The sequence below is a fragment of the Sphaerisporangium sp. NPDC005289 genome (assembly GCF_040607455.1).
In the GTDB taxonomy this organism is placed as follows: domain Bacteria; phylum Actinomycetota; class Actinomycetes; order Streptosporangiales; family Streptosporangiaceae; genus Sphaerisporangium; species Sphaerisporangium rhizosphaerae.
The window spans coordinates 14,000-36,770 of record NZ_JBEXGS010000023.1; the positions used below are offsets into that span (position 1 = coordinate 14,000).

Below are 22,771 nucleotides of genomic sequence, written 5' to 3' on the forward strand. Positions count from 1 at the left end.
ATGGGTTAGGATGAGGGACGTGACGACGAATCGGCCGGGCCTGCGTGAACGGAAGAAGGAGGCCACCAGACAGGCGCTCCGAGCGGCGGCGCTGCGCCTCGCGCTGGAACACGGGCCCGAGAACGTCCGCGTCGACGACATCGCCGAGGCCGCGGGCGTGTCGCCCAGGACCTACAACAACTACTTCGCAAGCCGTGAGCAGGCGATCGTCGCCGCGGTCACCGCGGAGCGCGCGTCACGGGTGGCGGCGGCCGTGGCCGCCCGTCCCGCCGACGTCGGCCTCGCCGACGCCGTCATCGACGCCGTCGTCGGGGAGTACACCGACCCGGGCGACGATGCGCGGGAGGCGCTACTGATGATCACTACCAGTTCCGCCCTGCGCGCCTGCTACGCCGACACCGTCACCACGATGGAGGGGCCGCTCGCCGAAGCCATCGCCCAACGCTGCCGAGGCATGGACCCGCTGACCGCCCAGGTGCTCTCCGCCGGCGTGGGCGCGGCCGCCAAGGTCGCGCTCCAGCGGTGGCTGCGATCGACGGCCGTGCCCGCGTCGACGAGCGGCTTGGTGGCGCCGTCGGGATCGCTGCCGAACCTGATGCGCATCGCGCTGATGCCGCTCGCGCCGGCACTGGACGTGGCCGCGACACGCCCACGCCCATGACGGGTCTCGAAGGGCACGCACATCGCGGGGAGTTTCGGCTGTGGCGACCCGCCGGCGGGGACGACACCGCCGCCGGGGCGCTCGGGAGGGCTGACCGGAGCCACGACGCCGTGGGTTCCGACGGGAGGACGTGGTGATGCAGCCTTGCTAATTTTCTGGGGAAATTGTTAGCGATATCGCACATTGGGGCGGGCGGGTCTGTGGGATTCGGTCAAGAGTTTACCGCCCGGTAACCCCCTGATCCGGGAGCGATTCACCGGTCGGTAACCCGCTTACGTGTGGGGGCGCGAGCGTGGATGCCGGCAGGCGGGCATGGAAGGCTTGACGATTCCATTGCCGCTGGGCTCTCCGGGACGTGCCGGATCATGAGGCGTCGTTCTCGCCGGCCGGCCGCCAGGTGGCGGACGGATCCGGGCCGACCGAAAATTTATCTTGACGGGGCGGGGGTGGGGTGGGAATATCACGAGTGGCGATGATTGCACAAACGTGACATGTGGTCTTACCGCTGAATGTCATGTGACTTACTCCTGAATGTCATGCAACAGAGCGGCACGCTCGAATGTGGCGCAAATCCATCGCATCGGCCGGCGAGCAGGTGTGGCTGTGCTCGGAATACGAAGCGCATCTGAACCGGCTTCCTCCCATTCGATGGATGCGCCTTTCAAGCCTTTCGTGACGCTGCGACGTTCCCCAGATGGGCGATGTTCGATGACCGCGCCGATGTCCGGGCTCATCGACACCGCCCGCGTCAAGTCCGATGCGCACGAGCCCCAGGTACCGGCTTGCCCTCTGAGCCGCTCGACCATGACATCGACCGCCGCTCGAAGGCGAAGGAGCACACGTGATCCCTCATCACGCGGTCGGCCACCCGGCCGCTGTGGCGCCGCAGGCGGGGCCGTCCGGACAACGGCGGTTCACGCGCGAGGGCTCCACGCACATGAAGATCTCGTTGCTCGGCCCACTGGAGGTGCTGGACGCCGCCGGTGGCAGGATCACCCCGAGTTCCTTGAGGCAGCGGATGCTGCTCGCCCGCCTGTGCGTCGATGCGGGGCGTGTCGTCTCGGCCCATCAGCTCCTGAGCGCGCTGTGGCCCAGCGAGCGGCCTCGCACGTCGTTGACGGCACTTCAGGTGAACATCTCCAGGTTACGGAAGTACCTGGCGAACGCCGGAGTCGATCCCGGCACGGTGGTCACGGCGCCGGATGGATACGCGATCGACCTGGAGTGTCATCAGCTGGATGTCCGCGACTTCCGTGGCCTGGTCGCCGAGGCGCGGCAGAGCGACCGGGAACGCCGGACGGAGTTCGCGACCAGACAGCTCCGGCAGGCGTTGTCGCTGTGGCGAGGCGACCCGTTTCGCGATCTGCGGGACTCGGTGGTCCTCGAATGCGCGGCACGGGCGTTCGAGGAGGAGCGGAACGCCGCCTACGAGAGGCTGATCCAGCTCGAGCTGGACCTCGGACGCCACCAGCACATCATCGGCGAGCTGTACGAACTGACCTCGCGGTTCCCCACATGGGAGACGTTGCACGCACAGCTGATGATCGCGCTGTATCGGGGCGGCAGGACCGCCGAGTCTCTCACCGTCTACGAGGCGATCCGCCGGCGCCTGGTGGCGGAGCTCGGCATCGAGCCGTCGGGTTCCCTCAAGAGGATCCAGCTCGCCGTTCTGCGGCAGGACGACCAGCTCGAGTTCCCTGTCCCCCGGGTCGCGGCGATCGTGGTGGGCGAAGCCGGTTGACCGGATGAGGCGGCAGAGCCACCGGGAGCGCACCGGCCCGGGGCCGGGCTGATCCCACGCCCATTCACGCCCTTCGGTGATCGCGAATCGCGATCAGGGACCCGGAGCGCGCCCGAGGTGAATGCTCGCCGTGCCTTTTGCCGATCCGGCGATCCGGCGATCCATTTTCCCTCGCTGTAACCCGGGCATCCATGATCGGCCGTGGCTGAAAGCCGGACTCGCCGGGCTCCGGATCCTTGGACGCCTGATGCCGGCGGGGGCCGCGCGTTCACGTCAGGCTCCCGCCGTGTTCGCGCGCGGGTGGGCGGGCCGATGTCCCGGTGGTCGCGAGATATGCCGTCACAAACGTCGCGGACGGCGTGCGGCGCATTTTCCCGCGTTTCCCCCTGTGGTGCGCGGCATGCCCGTTCGTCGTCGCTCATCCTGCCTCGCGGGCCCGTGTAATAGATCGGACAGCGTGCTGACAGCGGCGTGAAAGGGCCCTGAAAACGCCATGTAAATGAGGTGAAAGCGCGACTGTCTAGCCTCGGTCTCAGCGTTCTGGAAGGCGTCGCCCGGTATAGGACGCGGCACGGCGAAATGCTCGACGAAAGGACAGCAGGTGTCTGATCCCGGAGAAGTCGAACGGTGGATCGTCGGCCGGCTGGCCGACCTCACCGGCCGCGCCGCCCACGACATCGACCCCACGGACACCTTCGCCGCCCATGGGCTCGCCTCGGTCGAACTCGTCGGCCTGCTCGCCGAACTCGAGGACCGGCTCGGCGCCCCGGTCGACCCGGCGGTGGCCTACCGCTGGCCCACCCCCGCGGCGCTGGCCACGGGCCTCGCGGACGCCGTCCCAACCCCGGCCCGCGACGGTCCGCACGCCGCACACGGCGGCGTGCCCCACGGCGGCGTTCAGGGCGGCGTTGTTCCGCGTGACGGTATGCCCCATGGCGGTGTCCCGCGTGACGGCGTGCCCCATGGCGGTGTCCCGCGTGACGGCGTGCCGCGCGACCCGGTCGTGATCGTCGGTGTGGCCTGCCGGTTCCCCGGCGGCGCCGACACCCCGGAGGCGTACTGGGACAACCTGGTCAAAGGCGTCCACGCGGTCACCGAGATCCCGGCGTCGCGCTGGCAGGAGCCGCCGGCCTTCGACCACGAACGGCCGACCTCCAGCCGCTACTCCTACACCCGCGAGGCGGCGTTCCTGAACGACGTCGCCGGATTCGACGCCGCGCTGTTCGGCCTCTCACCGCAGGAGGCGCTGCGCACGGACCCGCAGCACCGGCTGCTGATGGAACTGGTGTGGGAGGCGCTGGAGAACGCGGGCCTGCGGCCCGACGGCATCGCCGGCGACCGTACCGGTGTGTTCGCGGGCCTCATGGACTCCGGCCAGTACACCCGCCTGCAGCGGGACCTGCACGGCGACGGCCTGCTCACCGACCCGACCTTCGGGCTCGGCGCGGCGCCCAGCGTCGCCGCCGGGCGCATCGCGCACCGCCTGGACCTGCGCGGCCCCGCCTTCACGATCGACACGGCCTGCTCCTCGGCGCTGACCGCGCTGCACCTCGGCGGGCAGAGCCTGCGCCGCGGCGAGACCGACCTGGTGATCGTCACGGCGGCCTCGCTCATCCTGCACCCGGAGGTCTTCGTGCAGGGATGCGCGATGTCGATGCTGGCCAAGGACGGCCGCTGCAAGACCTTCGACGCCGCCGCCGACGGCTTCGCCATGGGCGAGGGCGGCGGGGCGGTGATCCTGGAGCGGATGTCCGACGCGGTACGCAACGGGCACCGCATCCGCGCCGTCCTGCTCGGCTCCGCCGTCAACCAGGACGGCCGCAGCAACGGGCTTACCGCGCCCAACATGGCCTCGCAGACCGCCGTCATCCGTGACGCCCTGGCCGACGCCGGCGTCGCCCCGTGGGACGTGGCGTTCGTGGAGGCCCACGGCTCCGGCACCGCGCTCGGCGACGAGATCGAGCTGTCCGCCCTGCGGGAGGTCTTCGGCGCGGCCCGCACCGCGCCGCTGTGGGTCGGCGCCGTCAAGACCCAGGTCGGTCACCTGCTCGCGGCCGCGGGCATGGCCGGTCTGATCAAGACGGTGCTCGCTCTGGAGCACGGCGAGCTGCCGCCGAACCTGCACCTGGAGACCCCCAACGGCGCCGTCGAGCCGGACGGTCCGGTCCGGCCCGTGCCGGGGCGCCTGGAGCTGCCGGCGCCCGCCGCGGCGGTCGCCGGGGTCAGCTCCTTCGGCTGGTCCGGCACCAACGCCCACTGCCTGCTGCAGGCACCCCCACCCGCGTCCACCGCGTCCACCGCGTCCACCGCGTCCACCGCGTCCACCGCGTCGGCCGGGTCCACCGCGTCGGCCGGGTCCGCCGCGTCGGCGGGGTTCGCCGGGTTCGCCGGGTCTGTCATGTTGGCCATGCCTGCCGGGCACCGGGCGGTGCCACAGGACGTGGCGGACCCGGCCCCGATCACGATTCCGGCCTCGGACGCGATTCCGGCCTCGGACGCGGTCCCGGCCTCGGACGCGGTCCCGGCCTCGGACGCGGTCCCGGTCCTGGGCGCGAGCCTGCTGTTGCTGTCGGCGGCGAGCCCTGAGGCGCTGCGGGAGCAGGCGGCGGGGCTGGCCCGGCACCTGGCCGAGGGGCCCGCACCGGACCTGGCCGACGTGGCCCGCACGCTCGACGAGGGACGCGCCCGCCTGCCGGCGCGCCGCGCGCTGGTGGCGGCCGGCGCCGCCGACGCGGCGGCGCAGCTGTCGGCCACGCCCTTCGTCCCGGCGCACGTGCTGCGCCACCGGGGCCACCGCCCCCGCGTGGCGTACCTGCTGCCCGGCGTCGGCGACCACCACCAGGGCATGGGCCGGGAGCTCTACGCGACCGAGCCCGCCTTCGCCGACGTCGTGGACCGCTGCCTGGACGTGCTCGCCCGCGACCACGGGATGGACCTCGCCCCGCTGCTGTTCACCGGCCCCGCGGCGGACCGGCCGGACGCCTTCGCCGCTCTCGCGGGGGCTCCGCCGGACGGTGACGCCTTCGCCTCTCTGGCGGCCGCGCGGCGGGGGACCGCGGGCGGCGACCCGCTCGCCCGCGCCGGCCTCTCCCACCCGTACGTGTTCACCGTCGAGATGGCCCTGGCCGCCCTGCTCGGCAGCCGCGGCATCCGGCCGGCCGCGCTGCTCGGCTACAGCCTCGGCGAGTACGCCGCCGCCTGCCTGGCCGGGGTGTTCACCCTGGAGGACGCGCTGGCCGTGGTGGTGCGGCGCGCCGAACTCATCGAGACGGTCCCGCGCGGCGCCATGCTGGCCGTCGCCGCGGCGCCGGACGACCTCGCCGACGATCTCGGCGACGTCCTCGCCGCCGGATCGATCGCCGTCGCCGCCCTGAACGGGCCTGCCATGACCGTGCTGTCCGGCACCGCCGACGCGGTCACCGACGCCGCCCGGCGGCTGGCCGGCCGCGGTGTCGCCTCCGTGCGCATGCGCAGCGACCACGCCTTCCACTCCCCGCTCCTGGACCCGGTGCGGGACGACCTCGCGGCGCTGATCGCGGGCGTCGCCCGTTCGGCGCCCTCCGTGCCCATCGTCTCCAACACCACCGGCACCTGGCTGACCGGCGAGGAGGCGACCAGCCCGCGCTACTGGGCCGACCACCTGTGCCGGCCCGTGCGCTACGCGCAGGGCGCGGCCGAGCTGCGGCGGCACGCCGACGTCCTGGTCGAGGTCGGCCCTGGAACCACCCTCGGCACGCTGCTGCGCCAGAACGGCCTCGCCGGGCCGGACGGCGTCGTCGTCGCCACCATGCGCTCGCCCGAGGAGCGCCGCACCCGGCCCGGCCCCGACGCCGGCGAGCGGGAGACCGTGCTGCGCGCCCTCGGTGACCTGTGGGAACGCGGCGCGGGCGAGCCCGGCCACGGCGGCGCCGGCCGGATCGTGAGCCTGCCGACCTACCCGTTCCAGCGCTCGCGCTACTGGCCCGAACCGGACCCGGAGGCCGCCTCCGCGCCCGCGCATGCAGCGCCGCCGGGCCTGCTCACCTACGTCCCGCAGTGGACCCGCGACAGCGTCCGCCCGGCCCCGGCCCCGGCCCCGGACATCGCGCCGGCGCCCGGGGAACGGCACCTGGTCCTGGCCGATCCGGACGGGGTCGGCGCCCACCTGGCCGCGCGGCTGCGTGCCGAGGGCGGCACGGTGCTGGAGGCGCATCCCGGCGACGGTTACCAGCGGCACGGCGACCGGTGCGCGATCGACCCCGCCGACGCCGGCCACTACCGCCGGCTCGTCGCGGAACTCGGTGACGGCCCCGGCCCGGTGACCGTGGTCCACCTGTGGAGCCTGAACACCGGCGCGCTGCTCGGCGACGCGGCACGGGACCCGGACGCCACGCTCGACGGCGCGCTGCGTCACGGCTTCGACAGCCTGTTGCTGCTCACCCAGGCGCTGGGCGGCCAGGTGCCCGGGGCCGGCCTGCGCCTGCTGACCGTGTCGGCGGGCTGCGCCGAGGTCGTCGGCGGGGAGGCGTCCGCGCCCGAGCGGGCCGCGGTGCACGGGTTCGGCCGCTCGCTCCCTCACGAGTACCCGGGGGCGCGCTGGTCGGGACTGGACCTCGACGCCCGCGACGGCGCGGCCGAGCGCGCCCGTCAGGTCCGCGAGGAGCTGGGGCGGCTGCGCCTGGACGACCAGCCCACCGGCCCCGGCGCGCTGGTCGCCTGGCGGTGGGGACACCGGTGGACCCGGTCCTGGCGGCCGGAGACCACCGGCCACCGCCCGCCCATCGGCCGCGGCGCCCCCGCGTGGCGGCCGGACGGGGTCTACCTCATCACCGGCGGCACCCGTGGCCTCGGCCTGGCCCTGGCGCGGGAACTCGCCCGCACCGGCGTACGCCGGCTGGCGTTGCTGGGCCGCGGCCCGCTCCCCGCGCTCGCCGACCGGCCCGCCCCGCCCGAGGCGGGCGACGAGCGGCTCGCGCGGAGCGCGCGCGGGGTCGCGGAGGTGACCGCGCTCGGGGCCGAGGTGCTGCTGCTCGCCGCGGACGCCGGTGACCCGGCGCAACTGCGCCGGGCGGTGGGCGAGGCGCGGCGGCACTTCGGCGCGCTGCACGGGATAGTGCACGCCGCCGGTGTCCCCGGCGGCGGTCTCATCCAGCACAAGACCCCGGCGCAGGCGCGGGCCGTGCTCGCGCCCAAGGTCGCCGCCCTTGGCCCGTTGCTGGAACTGGCCGGCCCGGGCGCCCCGCCGGGAGAGCGGCTGGAACTGCTGCTGTGCTACTCCTCGGTCGCCGCCGAGGTCGGCGGCCCGGGCGAGAGCGACTACGGCGCGGCCAACGCCGTGCTGGACGCGTTCGCCGCCGCGGCCGACCAGCCCACCGGCACCCGTGTCTGCTCGGTGGCGTGGGGACCGTGGCGGCACGACGCCTGGCAGTCGGCGGCGCTGGCCCACTCGCCGGCGCTGGCGCAGGCCGTACGCGACTACCGCGAGCGCCATGGCATCGGCGTGGCCGAGGGCAGCGCCCGCGCGGCGGGCCTCGCCGCCGAGGGACGGTCCACCGTCATGGTCGTCGGCGAGCCGCTGGACCTGCTCGCCCGGCGCTGGGCAGAGCTGCGCACCCCGGCCGCGACGCCCTCCGGCGGCGAGGAGGACGGGCGTGGGAGGACCGCCGAGGCCGGCCGCTATCCGCGGCCCGTGCTCCGCCAGGCCTACGTCGCGCCGCGCACCCCGCTGGAGCGGCAGGTGGCGCGGGTGTGGAGCGCGTTCCTCGGCATCGGCGAGATCGGCGTGCACGACCCGTTCTTCGACCTCGGGGGCAACTCCCTGGTCGGCATGAGCATCGTGCGCGCGCTGGAGGAGCAACTGCGGGTGAGCGTGCCACCGGCCGCGCTGTTCGAGCATCCCACGGTCGCGGAGCTCGCCACCCGGATCGGCGGAGAGCCGACCGGCGCGCGGCCCCTCGCGGCGAGTGAACGCGGGCGGCGCCGCCGGCAGGCGCGCACGGGCAAGGGCGGCGAGCGAAGGCGAGGGGAGTCGGCGTGACCGACCAGACGACCACGGAGTTGTCGGACACCGACATCGCGATCGTCGGCATGGCGGGCCGGTTCCCCGGCGCGGCCGGCACCCGCGAACTGTGGGCCCTGCTCCTCGACGGCAGGACGGGCATCACGCGGTTCACCGACGACGAACTGCGCCGCGCCGGGGTGCCCGAGCACCTGCTGGCCGACCCGGCGTACGTGAAGGCCGGCGCGGTGCTGGACGACGTCGACCTGTTCGACCCGGCGTTCTTCGGGCTGTCGGGGAAGGAGGCGCAGCTGCTCGACCCGCAGCAGCGGCTGTTCCTCGAGTGTTCCTGGAGGGCGCTGGAGGACGCCGGTTGCGACCCGTCGCGCTTCGGCGGCCTGATCGGCATCTTCGGCGGCGCCGCGTGGAGCACCTACCTCACCAACAACCTGCTGCCCAACAAGCCCCTGGTCGCCTCCACCGGCGAGCTCGCGATCGGCCTGGGCAACGAGAAGGACTCGCTCACCACCCGGGTGTCGCACATCCTCGGCCTGGCCGGGCCCTCCCTGGGCGTCCAGAGCTACTGCTCGACCTCGCTGGTCGCCGTCGCCACCGCCGCCACCAGCCTGGCGGGCGGCGAGTGCGACCTCGCCCTGGCGGGCGGCGTCTCGGTGCAGGTGCCGCACCGGGTCGGCTACCTCTACCAGGAAGGCGGGATGACCTCGCCGGACGGCGGCTGCGCCGCGTTCGACGAGTCGGCGCTGGGCACCCCGGTGGGCAGCGGCGTCGCGGTGGTGGCACTGCGCCGGCTGGGGGACGCGCTGCGCGACGGTGACCGGGTGTACGCGGTGATCCGTGGCTGGGCGGTCAACAACGACGCCGGGCGCAAGGTCGGCTTCACCGCTCCGGGCGTCGGCGGTCAGGCCGCCGTGGTCGCCGAGGCGCTGGCCAGTTCCGGCCTCGCACCCGGCGACATCGACTACCTCGAGGCGCACGGCACCGGCACGGCGCTCGGCGACGCGGCCGAACTCGCCGCCCTGCAGAAGGTGTTCGACGGGCAGACCTGCCTCATCGGTTCGGTGAAGACGAATCTCGGCCACCTCGACCGCGCCGCCGGGGCCACCGGGCTGATCAAGGCCGCGCTCAGCCTGCACCACGGGCAACTGCCCGCCACCCTCAACTTCCGCACGCCCAACCGCCAGCTGCGTCTGGGCGGTGCCACCCTCGACGTGGTCACCGAGCGCCGCGACTGGGCACGGGGCGAGCGCCCGCGGCGGGCCGGGGTGAGCGCGTTCGGCATCGGCGGCACCAACGCGCACGTGGTGCTGGAGGAGGCGCCGTACGCGGCCCGGGAGACCACCGGCGGCACGGGCGTCGAGCTGCTGGTCTGGTCGGGCCGCACCGCGTCGGCCGCCGACCGCCTCACGGCGGGGCTGGCCCGGCGGCTGGCCGGCGACACCTCCGGCGGTCTCCTCGCGGACGTCGCGTACACGCTGCGACGCGGTCGCACCGCGTTCGAGCACCGCAGGTTCCTCGTGGCCGCCGACGCGGCCGAGGCCGCGGTGGCCCTGGGGGCGGGATCGGGCGTGGCCGCACGCCCGGAGCCGCGCGTCGACCGGGCGGTCCGGCTGCTGGTCCCGGACCAGTGCACCGGCCTCGGCTGGGCCGAGGAGTTGCACGCCGCCGAACCGCGGTTCCGCGACGCGGTCGAGGAATGCCTGGCGCGGGCGGCCGAGGTCACCGGCGCCCCGATCCCGAGCCTGGCCGCGAGCCCGCCGCAGGTCGCCGCGTTCGCCGCCGCGTACGGGCTGGGGCGGTGGCTGCAGGCTCACGGGGTCGGCGCCGCCGCCGTGCTCGGCCACCGGACGGGCGCGGCCGTCGCCGCCTGCCTGGCCGGCGCGCTGCCGCTGCGGGAGGCGCTGGCGGTCGCGATGACGGCCGCCGGCCCGACCGGCCCGGCGGAACTGGCCGCCTGGCTGCGGCGGCACGTCACCTTCAGCGCGCCCTCGATCGCGGTGTGGTCCAACCTCACCGGCGAGCCGCTCGACGCGGCCGCCGCCCAGGACCCCGGGACGTGGGCGCGGCTGCTGACCGCCGCGGACTTCGCGGCGGCGGACGCGCTGTCGCGCGACGAGGACGCGGTGCTGCTCGAACTCGGCGCCGACGGCCTGCTGTCGAGCACAGTAGGGCGTCCTTCGACCCGAGGCCCATCGCGTCCCGCCGACCTGACGCTGTTCCTCGACCGCGACGCCGCCACCGCGCGGCACGCCGCGTACGCCCTGATCGGGCGGCTCTGGCTCGCGGGCGTGCCGGTGGACTGGACACGGTTCCAGCAGGACCGCCCGCTGCGGAAGGTCGATGTGCCCGGCCATCCGTTCGACCGCGCGCGCTACTGGATCGACCCGCCCGCCGTGATCCCACCCTCCGTGGTCCCGCCTCCCGTGGTACCCCCCGCCGGGGCCGGAGTCACCGCGGCGGGAGGCATCGCGGCCTCCGAGGCGGGAGGCGCCGCGGTCTCCGGGGCGGGGGTCACCGCGATCCTCGGAGCGGACGCGACGCACACCGGGGCCGGTGTCGCCCCGACCTCCGGCGGGGCCGGCGAGGTGTTCCTCACCGCGCCGGTATGGGAGCCCGTGCCGGGGCCCGCGCCCGCGCCGTGGCCCTCCACGCCGCACGTTCTGCTCCTGGCCGGCGACGCCCCGGCGGGGCGGGGCCTGCGCGGCCGCCTCGCGGAGCTGGGCGTCCCCTGCACCGTGGTGCGCCCAGGGGCCGGGCTCCGGCTCTCCGGCGACGGCTGCGCCATCGACCCGGACCGCCCGGACCACTACGCCGACCTGGTGCGCTGGGCCGGGGGACAGGCGGGGGACCGGCCCGTGCTGGCCATGCACCTGTGGGCGCTCGACGCGCGCGACCCGGCGCGGAGCGCGGTCCTGGGCTTCGCGAGCGTCGCCGCGCTGGCACGCGCGCTCGGCGAGTCGGCCCTGGACGGACCACAGATGCTGGCCGTCACCCGAGGCGGGTGCGCGGCGGCGCCCGGCGACGTCCCCGTGCCCGAGCAGGCCGCGGTCGCCCCGGTGTGCCTCGTCGCGCGCCAGGAGTATCCGGGGCTGCTCTGCCGCGCCGTGGACCTCGGCGCGGCGGAGGCGGACGCCGCCGGTGTGGCGGACGCGCTGCTGGAGGAGGCCCGCCGGCCCGCGCACGACGTCGCCGTCGCGATCCGCGGCGGCGTCCGCCTCGCCGCCCGGCACGTGCCCGTCCCGGCGCCCGCGGCGCCGCGCTCGGCGATCCGGGCGGGCGGCACCTATCTCATCACCGGCGGGCTCGGGGACGTCGGCCCGCTCGTCGCGACGCACCTGGCCGAGCGCGGCGCGGCGCGCGTCGTGCTCACCAGCAGGACCGGCCGGGCCGGGACGCCGCCCGCGCTGCGCCGCCTGGCCGCCGCCGGCGCCGAGGTGGAGGTCGCGGTCGCCGACGTCACCGACGCGGCCCGCATGCGGGAGCTGGTCGCCGGGCTCACCCGGCGGCACGGCCGCGTCGACGGGATCGTGCACGCGGCCGGCGAGACCGGGGCGGACGGCTTCGTCGCGCTGCGCGACCTGGGCGCGGCCCTCACGGCGCGGCACTTCGCGCCGAAGCTCGGCGGGGCGCGGGTTCTGCGCGGGGTGCTGGAGGAGCTGCCCGCGACCGAGGCTCCCGACTTCTGCCTGCTGTTCTCGTCGGTCGCCGCGGTGCTCGGCGGCATCGGCTTCGCCGCGTACGCGGCCGCCAACGCCGCGTTGACGGCGCTGGCCGAGGCGGCCGACGCCGGGCAGGGCCCGACGCGCTGGCTCGCCGTGCAGTGGGACACCTGGGCGCCGACCGCGCGGCGCCTGGCCGGCGGGCCGGGCGCGGCGTTCGCCGCCTACGCGATGACGCCGGACCAGAGCACGGCCGCCCTCGACGGCGCGCTCGCGTCGGCGTGCCCGGCGATGACGGCGACCGCCGCCGACCCGGCGCGGCGCATCGCGGGCCGGCTGCCCGAGCCGGCCGCCGCCCCGGCGCCCGAGGTGCAGCGGTTCCCGCGCCCGGACCTGGCCCAGCCGTTCGTGCCGCCCGCGCCGGGCGCCGAACGCCGGCTCGCCGCCATCTGGGCCGAGCAGCTCGGCCTGCGGGAGGTCGGCGCGCAGGACAACTTCTTCGACCTGGGCGGCACCTCACTGCTGGGACTGCAGTTGCTGACGACCGTGGCCCGGGAGTTCGGCACGCGGCTGCCGGCCGTGGCGCTGTTCGAGGCGCCCACCGTGCGGAGCCTGGCCATGCTGCTGCAGCCGCCGCCCGTCACGCCCCCCGTCACGCCGGTCACGACCGCTCTCGCCGGGCACGGCCCGGAGCCGGCGGCGGACACCGCGCCGGTCGCGGTGCCGCCGCCCGACGCGGCGACCGCACCCGCGCCCGCCAAGCCGGTCGCGCCCGCGCCCGCACCCGCCAAGCCGGTCGCAGCGGTCACGGCCGCCGCGTCGCGGACGGAGGCGACCGTACGCGACCAGCGCATCGCCATCGTCGGCATGTCCGGACGGTTCCCCGGCGCCGCGAACGTCGCCGAGCTCTGGCGGAACCTGCTCGACGGCACCGAGTCCATCAGCTTCTTCAGTCCGGAGGAGCTCGCCGAGGCGGGCGTCGACCCCGAACTGTCCGCGCGGCCCGACTACGTGCCGGCCCGGCCCGTGCTGGACGGCATCGCCGACTTCGACGCCGGGTTCTTCGGCTTCAGCCCCCGCGCGGCCGCGCTGACCGACCCGCAGCAGCGCGTCTTCCTGGAGGTGTGCTGGGAGGCACTGGAGCACGCGGGCTACGGCGCGCCCGGCGGACGCGGCCGGGTCGGGGTGTTCGGCGGCACCAACATCAGCACCTACTTCCTGCACTCCCAGCAGTACGACCTGCTCGCGGCGGGGGAGGTCAACGACTACGAAGTCGTGATGGGCAACGACAAGGACGCCCTCACCACCACCGTGTCCTACACCTTCGACCTCACCGGGCCGAGCGTCGCGGTGCAGACGTTCTGCTCGACCTCGCTGGTGGCGGCGCATCTGGCCTGCCGCAGCCTGCGGGCGGGGGAGTGCGAGCTGGCCCTGGCCGGCGGCGTGTCGATCCGGGTGCCGAACCGGGTCGGGCACCTCTACCAGGAGGGCGGCATGGCCTCGCCCGACGGGCACGTACGCGCCTTCGACGCCCGGGCGCGCGGCAGCATGTTCGGCGACGGCGCCGCGGTGGTGGTACTCAAGCCGCTGGCCGACGCGCTGCGCGACGGCGACACCGTATGGGCCGTCATCCGCGGCTCGGCGATGAACAACGACGGCGCGATGAAGGTCGGCTACACCGCGCCCAGCGTCGCCGGGCAGGCCACGGTGATCCGCGAGGCGCTGGCCGACGCGGGCGTGCGCCCCGGGGAGGTCGGCTACGTCGAGGCGCACGGCACCGGCACGCCGCTCGGTGACCCGATCGAGGTCGCGGCGCTGACCCGGGCCTTCGGCCCGGACGTGGAGCACGGCTCCTGCGCGCTCGGGTCGGTGAAGACCAACGTCGGGCATCTCGACCGGGCCGCGGGCGTCACCGGGCTGATCAAGGCGGCGCTGGCGGTGCGGACCGGGGTGCTGCCCCGGCAGTTGCACTTCACCGAGCCCAACCCCGAGATCGACTTCGCGGGAAGCCCGTTCTACGTCCAGACCGAGCTGACGCCCTTCCCCGGCGGCCCGGACCGTCCGCGCCTGGCCGGGGTCAACTCGCTGGGCATGGGCGGCACCAACGTCCACATGGTGGTCGAGCAGCCGCCGGCCGCCGGCCCCGCCGAGCACGCCGGACACGCGCGCCGCTACCACGCGCTGCTGCTGTCCGCGCGGGGCGACGAGGCCGCCGAGCAGGCGTGCCGGCGCCTCGGCGAGCGGCTGCTGGCGGAGGACGCCCCGGAGCTCGCCGACGCGGCCTTCACCCTGCAGACCGGACGCGCCGTGTTCGGCCACCGCCGGGCCCTGGTCACCGGGTCGCTGCAGGAGGCGGGCGCGTCGCTGGCCGGCCTGCCGGGCGCTCCGGGGCCGATGGCCCGCACCGACGCCACGCGCGAGCGCCGGGCCGCGTTCGTTTTCGCGGGCGTCGGCGAGCAGTACCCGGGCATGGTCACCGAGCTCTACCGGCGCGAACCGGTCTTCCGCGCGGCGCTCGGCGAGTGCGCCGAGGTGATACGGGAGTGCGATCCCCGTATCGACACGGTCGGGCTGCTGACCGGCGCGCGGGCGGGCGGGCCCGACCTCGCCGCGCTGCTGGGCCGCGCCGCGGACGCCGGCTCCGGTGACGAGCGGGCCGCGGCGCTGCGACGCACCGACGTCGCGCAGCCGCTGGTGTTCGCCGCCGAGTACGCCATCGCCCGCACGCTGATGGCCTGGGGCGTCCAGCCGGAGCTCATGATCGGCTACAGCCTCGGCGAGTACGTGGCGGCCTGCCTGGCGGGCGTGCTCTCGCTGCGGGACGCGCTGCGCCTGGTGACCCACCGGGCGGCGCTGATCTCGGCCATGCCCGCCGGGGCGATGCTCGCGGTGCCGCTGTCGCCGGCCCGGCTGCGCGGCCTGGCCGGCCCGCTGGAGCCGGCCGGGCTGGACGTGGCCGTGGTCAACGGCCCCGACAGCCTCGTCGTGGCGGGCGCCGTGACCGCCGTGCGGGATCTGGCCGCGCGGCTGACCGAGCAGGGAGTGGCCAGTCGTGAGCTGGACACCACCCACGCGTTCCACTCCAGGCGGCTCGCGCCGCTGCGCGCGGAGCTGACCGGCTGGATCGCGGAGAACGTGACCCTGCGCCCGCCGGTGATCCCCTACCTGTCCAACGTGACCGGCGGGCCCGCGGACGCCGACCTGGTAGGCGACCCGGCGTACTGGGCGCGCCACATGTGCGAGACGGTGCGCTTCGACGACGCCATCCGCGCCGTCGTCGACCGGGCCGATCTGGCCGTCGTGGAGATCGGCCCGGGCTGGTCGCTCGGCGCGATGATCCGCTCCTCCGGCTGCCCCCGCGAGCGGTGGCCGCTCATCGTCTCCACCCTGCCCGCCGCCCACGACCCGCGCCCCGACGACCTGACCCTGACCGACGCCCTCGCCCGGCTGTGGCTGACCGGCGTGGACGTCGACTGGCAGGCCATGCACGGACCGACCGGCGGCGCCCCCGCCCGGCGCCGGGTGCCGCTGCCCACCTATCCGTTCCAGCGCCGGCGGTACTGGCTCGACGGCGCCTCCGGCGGCCGTCCGCGACCGGCCGGGGCGCCCGAGCCCGCCCAGGAAGGCGGCGGCTCGCTGGCCGAGGCGGGCAGGCTGCCCCGGCTGGACGAGCGGGACTGGCTGTACGCGCCGGCGTGGCGGCAGGTGCCCTCGGCCGGCGCCGCCGGCCCGGCCGCCGGCTCGTGGCTGGTCTTCACCTGCGCGGGGAGCGCCGCCGAGCTCACCGCGGCGGTGCGGGACGCGGTGGCCGCGTCCGGCGGCGACACGGTCATGGTGCACGCCGGACCGGCGTACGCCGAGGACGGCGAGAGGTTCCGCGTCCGGCCCGGCTCGCTGGAGGACACCGTACGGCTGCTGCGTGAGCTGCGTGCGCGCGGGTTCCAGCCGGACCGGGTGCTGCACCTGTGGACGCTTGCCGACCGGCCGGACGAGCAGGAGCACGTCCGGCTCGGGTTCGAGACGCTGACCGCGCTGGCCCGCGCCGCGGGTGAGGTCGGCTGGGGCGACTGGGCGCTGGACGTGGTGACCCGGGCCACCCAGCAGGTGCTGCCCGGCGAGGAGCTGCGGCCGGCCCGGGCCACGGTCACCGGCCCGGTGCGGGTGATACCGCTGGAGTACCCGCGGGTGCGCACCCGCCTGATCGACGTGACCGACGCCGCCGACCCGTGCGTCCTCGGCGCGCTGCTGGCCGGTGACGGCGAGCAGGTGGTGGCGGTGCGCCACGGCCTGCGCTGGGCCTGCGACCACGTCCGGCTACCCGACCTGGCCGGAGGCGGCGACCCGCTGCGCGACGAAGGCGTCTACCTGATCACCGGCGGCCTCGGCGGCATCGGCCTGGCGATGGCGCGGGAGCTGGCGCGGGAGCGCCGGGCGCGGCTGGTGCTGTTCGGCCGCACCGGCCTGCCCCCGCGCCCCCGCTGGGACGCGATCGTCGCCGGCGCGGAAGGCACGGAAGGCGCGGGCGGCGATGCCGACGAGCGGACCCGGCGGCGGGTGACCGCGGTGCGCGAACTGCTCGACGCCGGTGCCGAGGTGGAGGTCGTCGCCGGGGACGTGAGCAACCCGTCCGACGTGGAGAAGGCGGTCGGCCGGGCGTTCGAGCGGTTCGGCGCGCTGCACGGCGTCTTCCACGCCGCGGGCGTGCCCGGCATCGGCCTGATGCAGCTGAAGGACCCGGCCGACTTCGGCCGGGCGCTGGCGCCGAAGGTCGCCGGCACCGAGGCCCTGGCCGCGGCCCTGCGCACCGGGGAGAGCGACGAGATCGCGCTCGACTTCCTGGTGCTGTTCTCCTCGATCACCTCGGTCACCGGTGGCGGCCCCGGCCAGGTCGACTACTGCGCCGCCAACGCCTACCTCGACGCCTTCGCGCGAGCCCGCGCGGCCACCGGCCGGCGCACGGTCGCCGTCGGCTGGGGCGAGTGGCGCTGGAACGCCTGGTCGGCCGGCCTCGACGGCTACGACCCGGCGCTGCGCGAGTTCTTCACCCGGCACCGGGACCGCTTCGGCATCGGCTTCGACGAGGGCTGGCGGGCACTGCGCCGGGGCCTTTCGGCCGGCCTGCCGCACGTCATCGTCTCCACCCAGGACTTCGGCTCGATCGTGCGGCTGAGCACCGCCTTCGACGTGGACACCGTGCGGCCGGGCGGCGAGGACTCCGGCGCCCGCTACCCGCGGCCGGAGCTGGCCACCGCGTACGCCGCGCCGCAGACCGCGACCGAGCGGATCGTCGCCGGGGCCTGGGGCGAGGTGCTGCGGCTGGACCGGGTCGGCGTCGCCGACAACTTCTTCGAGCTCGGCGGCAACTCGCTGATCGGCGTGGACCTGATCGGCCGGCTGCGGGTGGCCCTGGACCTCGCCGAGCTGCCGCCGCACGTGCTCTACGAGGCGCCCACGGTCGAGGCGCTCGCCCGGCTCGCCGACACCCTGCGGGACGGCGCCGGCGGCGACCGGCCTGGCGCGGACGGGCGGCGGCAGGACCGGGCCGACCAGCGGCGCGTGGCTCTGCGGAACGGCGCCCCCCAGCGAAGGAGGAAGCGATGAACCAGCCCGACGACACCGGGACCGGTGCGGCGGTGGCCGTCATCGGGATGGCCGGACGGTTCCCGGGAGCCGCCGACGTCGACGGCCTATGGGACGCGCTGCTGGCCGGCCGGCCCGGGCTGCGCCGGGCCACCGACGAGGAGCTGCGCGCGGCCGGGGCCGGCGACGACGAGCTCGCCGACCCGCGGTATGTGCGGGTGACCGGGCCCGTCGACGACGTGGCGCTGTTCGACGCCCCGTTCTTCGGCCTGACCCCGGGCGAGGCCGAGGCCACCGACCCGCAGTACCGGCTGTTCCTCGAATGCTGCTGGGAGGCGCTGGAGGCGGCCGGCTACCGGCCCGACCGGATGCCCGGCTCCACCGGCGTCTTCGGCGGCTGCGGCTTCAGCCACTACCTGCAGCGGAACCTGCTCACCCGTCCCGACCTCACCGGCTCGCTGGGCAAGCTGCAGTTCGCCGCGGGCAACGACCGCGACGCGCTGACCACGATGGTGTCCTACAAGCTCGGCCTGCGCGGCCCCAGCCTCGGCGTGCAGAGCTTCTGCTCCACCTCGCTGTCGGCGGTCCACCTGGCCGTGCAGAGCCTGCTGACCTACGAGAGCGACGTCGCGCTGGCCGGCGGCGCTTCGATCGACCTGCCCCAGCCGGCGGGCTACCGGTACGAGGAGGGCGGGATCGTCTCCCCGGACGGGACGGTGCGCAGCTTCGACGCCGCCGCCAACGGCACGGTCGTGGCCAACGCGGTGGGCGTGGTGGCGCTCAAGCGGCTCGACGACGCCCTGCGCGACGGCGACCAGATCCACGCCGTGGTCCTCGCCTCGGCGATGAACAACGACGGCCGCGGCAAGGCCGGCTACTCCGCCCCGGGCACCGCCGGCCAGGCCGCGGTCATCGAGGACGCGATCCGGCTGTCGGGAGTGGACCCGGCCGATATCGGCTACATCGAGTGCCACGCCACCGGCACCATGCTCGGCGACTCGGTCGAGCTGTCGGCGATGCGCCAGGCGTTCGCCGCGATCGAGCGGGAGCACCCGCCGGCGGGCCCGCGCCCGGTGACCGTTCTCGGTTCGCTCAAACCGACTCACGGGCACATGGACCGTGCCTCCGGCGTGGCCGGGCTCATCCGCGCCTGCCTCGCCCTGCGCCACGGCGTGCTCCCCGGCACGCCGCACTACCGCACGCCCAACGCGGCGCTGGCCGAGGCGGGCGGCCGGTTCTCCGTGCTGACCGAGCAGCGGCCCTGGCCCGGAGAGGAGGGTTCCCGCCACGCGGGGGTGAGCTCGTTCGGCCTCGGCGGCACCAACGTGCACGTGGTGCTGCGCGAGCCTCCGCGACCTGCTCCGCGGCCCGCCGCGTCCGGGCCGTACCTGCTGGCCTGGTCCGCGCGCGACCAGGACGCGGTGGCCGAAGTCGCGCGACGGCTGCGCGCGCATCTGTCCGCCCGTCCCGGCCTGGACCTCGGCGACGTGGCCTCCACGCTGCAGCGGTCGCGGACCGGATTCGCGGTTCGCGCGCACGTCGTGTGCGTCGACCGCGAGGACGCGCTGGCCGCGCTCGCCGACCCGGCGCGATGGTCCACAGGCACCGCCGAGCGGCGCGATCCGCCGGTCCGCCTGGACCTGCCCGACGCCGGCCCGGCCCGCGCGCGGGCCTGGAAGGAGCTGGCCGGCGCGGTTCCCGGACTGGCGGACGACGGCGGCCCGGCGGCCCTGGTCCGCCTGCTGGCCGCGGCGGGCCTGCGGATCGCCGAGCTCACCGGTCCGGACCACCGGCGCGAGGAGCTCGCCGACCTGCCGCTCGCCGAGCCGGGCGCGCCGGGCGGTCCGGCACTGAGCCTGACGCCGCCCGACCAGGGCGCGGCCGCCTGGCTGCTGCGCCGGCTCGGCGACCTGTGGCTGTCCGGAGTGGACTGGGACTGGGCGGTGCTCTCCGACGGGCACCGGCGCCGGGTGTCCCTGCCCACCTACCCTTTCCGCCGCCGGCGCTACTGGATCGAGCCGGGACCCGCGGCCGGGACCGCGGCCGCCACGGGCGAGCCCGACCTGTCCCGCCGCGACGAGGTCGCCGACTGGTTCTACCAGCCGGTCTGGCGCGCGCGGCCGCTGTTCGCCGAGCCGTCCGCGCGGCGGCTGCGCGAACTCGGGCCCTGGCTGGTCCAGGGGGACGGCCCGTTCGGTGAGGCGGTCACCGCCCGGCTGCGCGCCGCGGGGGCGCAGGTGTGGGCGGTACGGCCCGGCGGGGCGTTCGGCGGATCCGCCGCCGACGGCTTCACCGTGCGCGTCGACGACCACGGCGACCACGAACGCCTCGTCGAGGCGCTCGGCGCGCCGCCCCGCACCGTGCTGTGGGGCCCCGGGCCCGGCCGGCCGGTCCCGGACGGCGCCGGCGCGCGCGAACGGGCCGCGGCCTTCGACCAGGCCCAGCGGCACGGCTTCCACGGCGCCCGCGCGCTGGCCGCGGCGCTGCTGCGCCGGCCCGCCGCCGAGCCGCCGCGGATGCTGCTGCTCAGCCGCCTCGCGCAACACGTCGTCGGCGACGACCTGCGCCGCCCCGAGGACGCCACCCTGGGCGGCCTCGCACTGGTGCTCAACCAGGAGCACACCGGCATCCGCTGCCGCCACGTGGACCTGGACGTGCCCTGGGACCGGCCGCCGTCCGGCCAGGCGGTGAGCGACCTGCTCGCCGAGGCCTGCGAGGGCGACGACCCGCAGGTCGCCCACCGCGACGGCGGCCGCTGGGTGGCCGGCTACGAGCGGTTGCCGGTGCCGCCCGTCGCCCGCGACGCCGCCCGGCCCGGGCTGCCCGACGGCGCGGTCGTGCTCATCACCGGCGGCCTGGGCGAGGTCGGGTTCGCGATCGCCGAGCACCTGGCCAGCACCGTCCGCGCCCGGCTGGTTTTGACCGCGGCCTCCGCGCTTCCGCCGCGCGAGGAATGGCAGGCCTGGCTCGGACGCCCGGACCTCGCCGAACGGGTGCGCCGCGGCCTGCGCAACGTGCTCGCGCTGGAGCGGGCGGGCGCCGAGGTGCTCGCGCTGACCGCCGACGCCGCCGACCCGGCGCGCATGCGCGAGGTCGTCGCCGCCGCCGAGGAGCGGTTCGGGCGGCTGGACGCGGTGGTGCACGGCGCGGGCGTGTCGCACCAGGACCACTTCGGCACCGCCGTCGCGATGACGGCGCGGCAGGCCGAGGCGCACTTCCGGCCGAAGGTGCACGGCTTCCTGGCGCTGCAGGAGGCGCTCGGCGACCGGGCGCCGCACCGGCTGACGCTGTCGTCGCTGGCGGCGGTCCTGGGCGGACTGGGCTTCGCCGCCTACGCCGGCGCCAACGCCGCACTCGACGCGTACGCCCTGGCGGCGCGGCGGGCCGGGGCGGGCCGCTGGCTGTCGGTGGACTGGGAGGCGTGGCGCACCCGTGCCGAGGCGCACCTCGCGCCGGGCACGACCATCGCCGCGTACGCGATGACCGTCCCCGAAGGCGTGGAGGTCTTCGACCGGGCCTGGTCGCTGATCCCGAAGCTCGGGCGGCTGGTCACCTCCAGCGGCCCGCTCGCGGCCCGGCAGGCCCAGTGGACGGCCTCGGCGCCCGCCGCGCCGGCGCCCGAGGAGGCCGGTGCCCCGCGCCATCCCCGCCCCGATCTGACCACCCCGTTCGTGCCGCCGGCGACGACGCTGCAGCGGCGCCTGGCGCGGGTGTGGAGTGAGGTGCTCGGCGTCGAGCGCATCGGCCTGGACGACGTGTTCTTCGAACTGGGCGGCCACTCCCTGCTGGCCACCCAGCTGACCGGCCAGGTGCAGCGGGAGCTCGGCGTCCCGGTGTCGGTGATGACCGTGCTGCACCACCCGACCCTGCGGCGGTACGCCGCCGAACTGGCCCCCGCGGCCGGTGACCTGACCACCACCTGAGAGGAGAACGTCGACCATGAGCGTGATCGGTGTCGCCGGAGCCGGTGTGATGGGCACCGGCGTGGCGCAGAACCTGGCCCAGACCGGGCACCAGGTGGTCCTCATCGACAAGGACCGGCAGGTGCTCGCCACGGCGTTGCGGAAGATCGAGACGCAGGCGCGGATGAGCCGGCTGCTCGGCGGGCCGGCCGTGGACGCCGCCGCCGTGCTCGCGTCGATCACCACCGCCGTGGGTCCCGAGGCCCTGGCCGAGGCCGACTTCGTGATCGAGAACATCACGGAGAACTGGGAGCTCAAGCGCGAGCTCTACCGGGAGATGGACCAGATCTGCAAACCGGAGACCGTGTTCGTGGTCAACACCTCCGCGCTGCCGATCACGAAGGTGGCGTCGGTGACCGGCCGGCCGGACCAGGTGATCGGCGTGCACTTCATGAACCCGGTGCCGATGAAGCCGGCGGTGGAGCTCATCCCGGGCCACCACACCTCGGCCGAGACCGTGCGGCGCACCCGCGAGCTGCTGGGCGCGATGGGCAAGAAGGCGGTCGACGTCAAGGACGCCTGCGGCTTCATCTCCAACCGGGTGCTGATGCTGACCGTGAACGAGGCCGCATTCCTCGTGCACGAGGGCGTCGCCACCGCCGAGGCCGTGGACGAGGTCTTCCGCAGTTGCTTCGGCCACCCGATGGGCCCGCTGGAGACCGCCGACCTGATCGGCGTCGACACCATCCTCTACAGCGTAGAGGTGCTGTACGCCCACTACAACGACGGCAAGTACCGGCCCTGCCCGCTGCTGCGCACCATGACCGACGCCGGTCTGCACGGACGCAAGTCCGGCCGCGGGTTCTACGACTACGGGGCCTCCGCCTGACCGGCCGCACGGTCCGGTCCGGCCGCGCCCCTCAGTCCGGCCGCACAGTCCGGTGCGGCCGCAAACCACCACCGGGGAGGGACATCATGTCCGACCACGACACCACGACCATCGCCGCCTTCGTCCACCAGCGCTACCCGCAGGTGGAGTTCGCCCACGACCAGGACATCTTCTCGCTCGGGTTCGTGAACTCGCTGTTCGCGATGGAGCTGGTCATGTTCGTGGAGCAGACGTTCGGCTTCACGGTGCCCAACCAGGAGCTGCGCCTGGACAACTTCCGCACCATCGACTCGATCGCCGCGCTGGTCCGTCGCCAGACGGCGATGGTCTGACGGCGGGCACGG

Annotated in this window: 7 protein-coding genes; all 7 read left to right on the forward strand. The window is 75.6% G+C overall.

The features are described from left to right. The first annotated feature begins 19 nt into the window (after positions 1-19). The 7 genes from ABZT47_RS31260 to ABZT47_RS31290 all read left to right on the forward strand — a co-directional run bounded on the left by ABZT47_RS31260 (position 20) and on the right by ABZT47_RS31290 (position 22,759). A complete protein-coding gene (locus tag ABZT47_RS31260; RefSeq protein ID WP_354850055.1) occupies positions 20-661 on the forward strand; it encodes a helix-turn-helix domain-containing protein in 642 nt (213 codons plus the stop codon). An 841-nt stretch (positions 662-1,502) separates the two neighbouring features. Further along, a complete protein-coding gene (locus ABZT47_RS31265) occupies positions 1,503-2,402 on the forward strand; it encodes an AfsR/SARP family transcriptional regulator (protein WP_354850058.1) in 900 nt (299 codons plus the stop codon). A 601-nt stretch (positions 2,403-3,003) separates the two neighbouring features. After that, complete coding sequence (locus ABZT47_RS31270) at positions 3,004-8,418, forward strand: SDR family NAD(P)-dependent oxidoreductase (protein ID WP_354850061.1); 5,415 nt, start codon at positions 3,004-3,006, stop codon at positions 8,416-8,418. Further along, on the forward strand, positions 8,415-17,657 hold the full coding sequence (locus tag ABZT47_RS31275; RefSeq protein WP_354850064.1) for an SDR family NAD(P)-dependent oxidoreductase: 9,243 nt from the start codon (positions 8,415-8,417) through the stop codon (positions 17,655-17,657). The genes ABZT47_RS31270 and ABZT47_RS31275 overlap by 4 nt, the downstream gene beginning before the upstream one ends. Further along, the gene (locus ABZT47_RS31280) at positions 17,654-21,559 is read left to right on the forward strand and encodes an SDR family oxidoreductase (protein WP_354850067.1); all 3,906 of its coding nucleotides are present in this window, start codon (positions 17,654-17,656) and stop codon (positions 21,557-21,559) included. The genes ABZT47_RS31275 and ABZT47_RS31280 overlap by 4 nt, the downstream gene beginning before the upstream one ends. Positions 21,560-21,575: 16 nt before the next feature. Further along, a complete protein-coding gene (locus ABZT47_RS31285) occupies positions 21,576-22,427 on the forward strand; it encodes a 3-hydroxyacyl-CoA dehydrogenase NAD-binding domain-containing protein (protein WP_354850070.1) in 852 nt (283 codons plus the stop codon). A gap of 86 nt (positions 22,428-22,513) precedes the next feature. Beyond that, entirely contained in the window at positions 22,514-22,759 is a 246-nt protein-coding gene (locus tag ABZT47_RS31290; RefSeq protein ID WP_354850073.1) for an acyl carrier protein, read from the forward strand. The last annotated feature ends 12 nt before the right edge of the window (positions 22,760-22,771 follow it).

Bases quoted from the DNA above. Each gene is read 5' to 3' on its own strand.
- ABZT47_RS31280 (WP_354850067.1), top strand. From the start codon at position 17,654: ATGAACCAGCCCGACGACACCGGGACCGGTGCGGCGGTGGCCGTCATC.
- ABZT47_RS31285 (WP_354850070.1), top strand. From the start codon at position 21,576: ATGAGCGTGATCGGTGTCGCCGGAGCCGGTGTGATGGGCACCGGCGTG.
- ABZT47_RS31290 (WP_354850073.1), top strand. From the start codon at position 22,514: ATGTCCGACCACGACACCACGACCATCGCCGCCTTCGTCCACCAGCGC.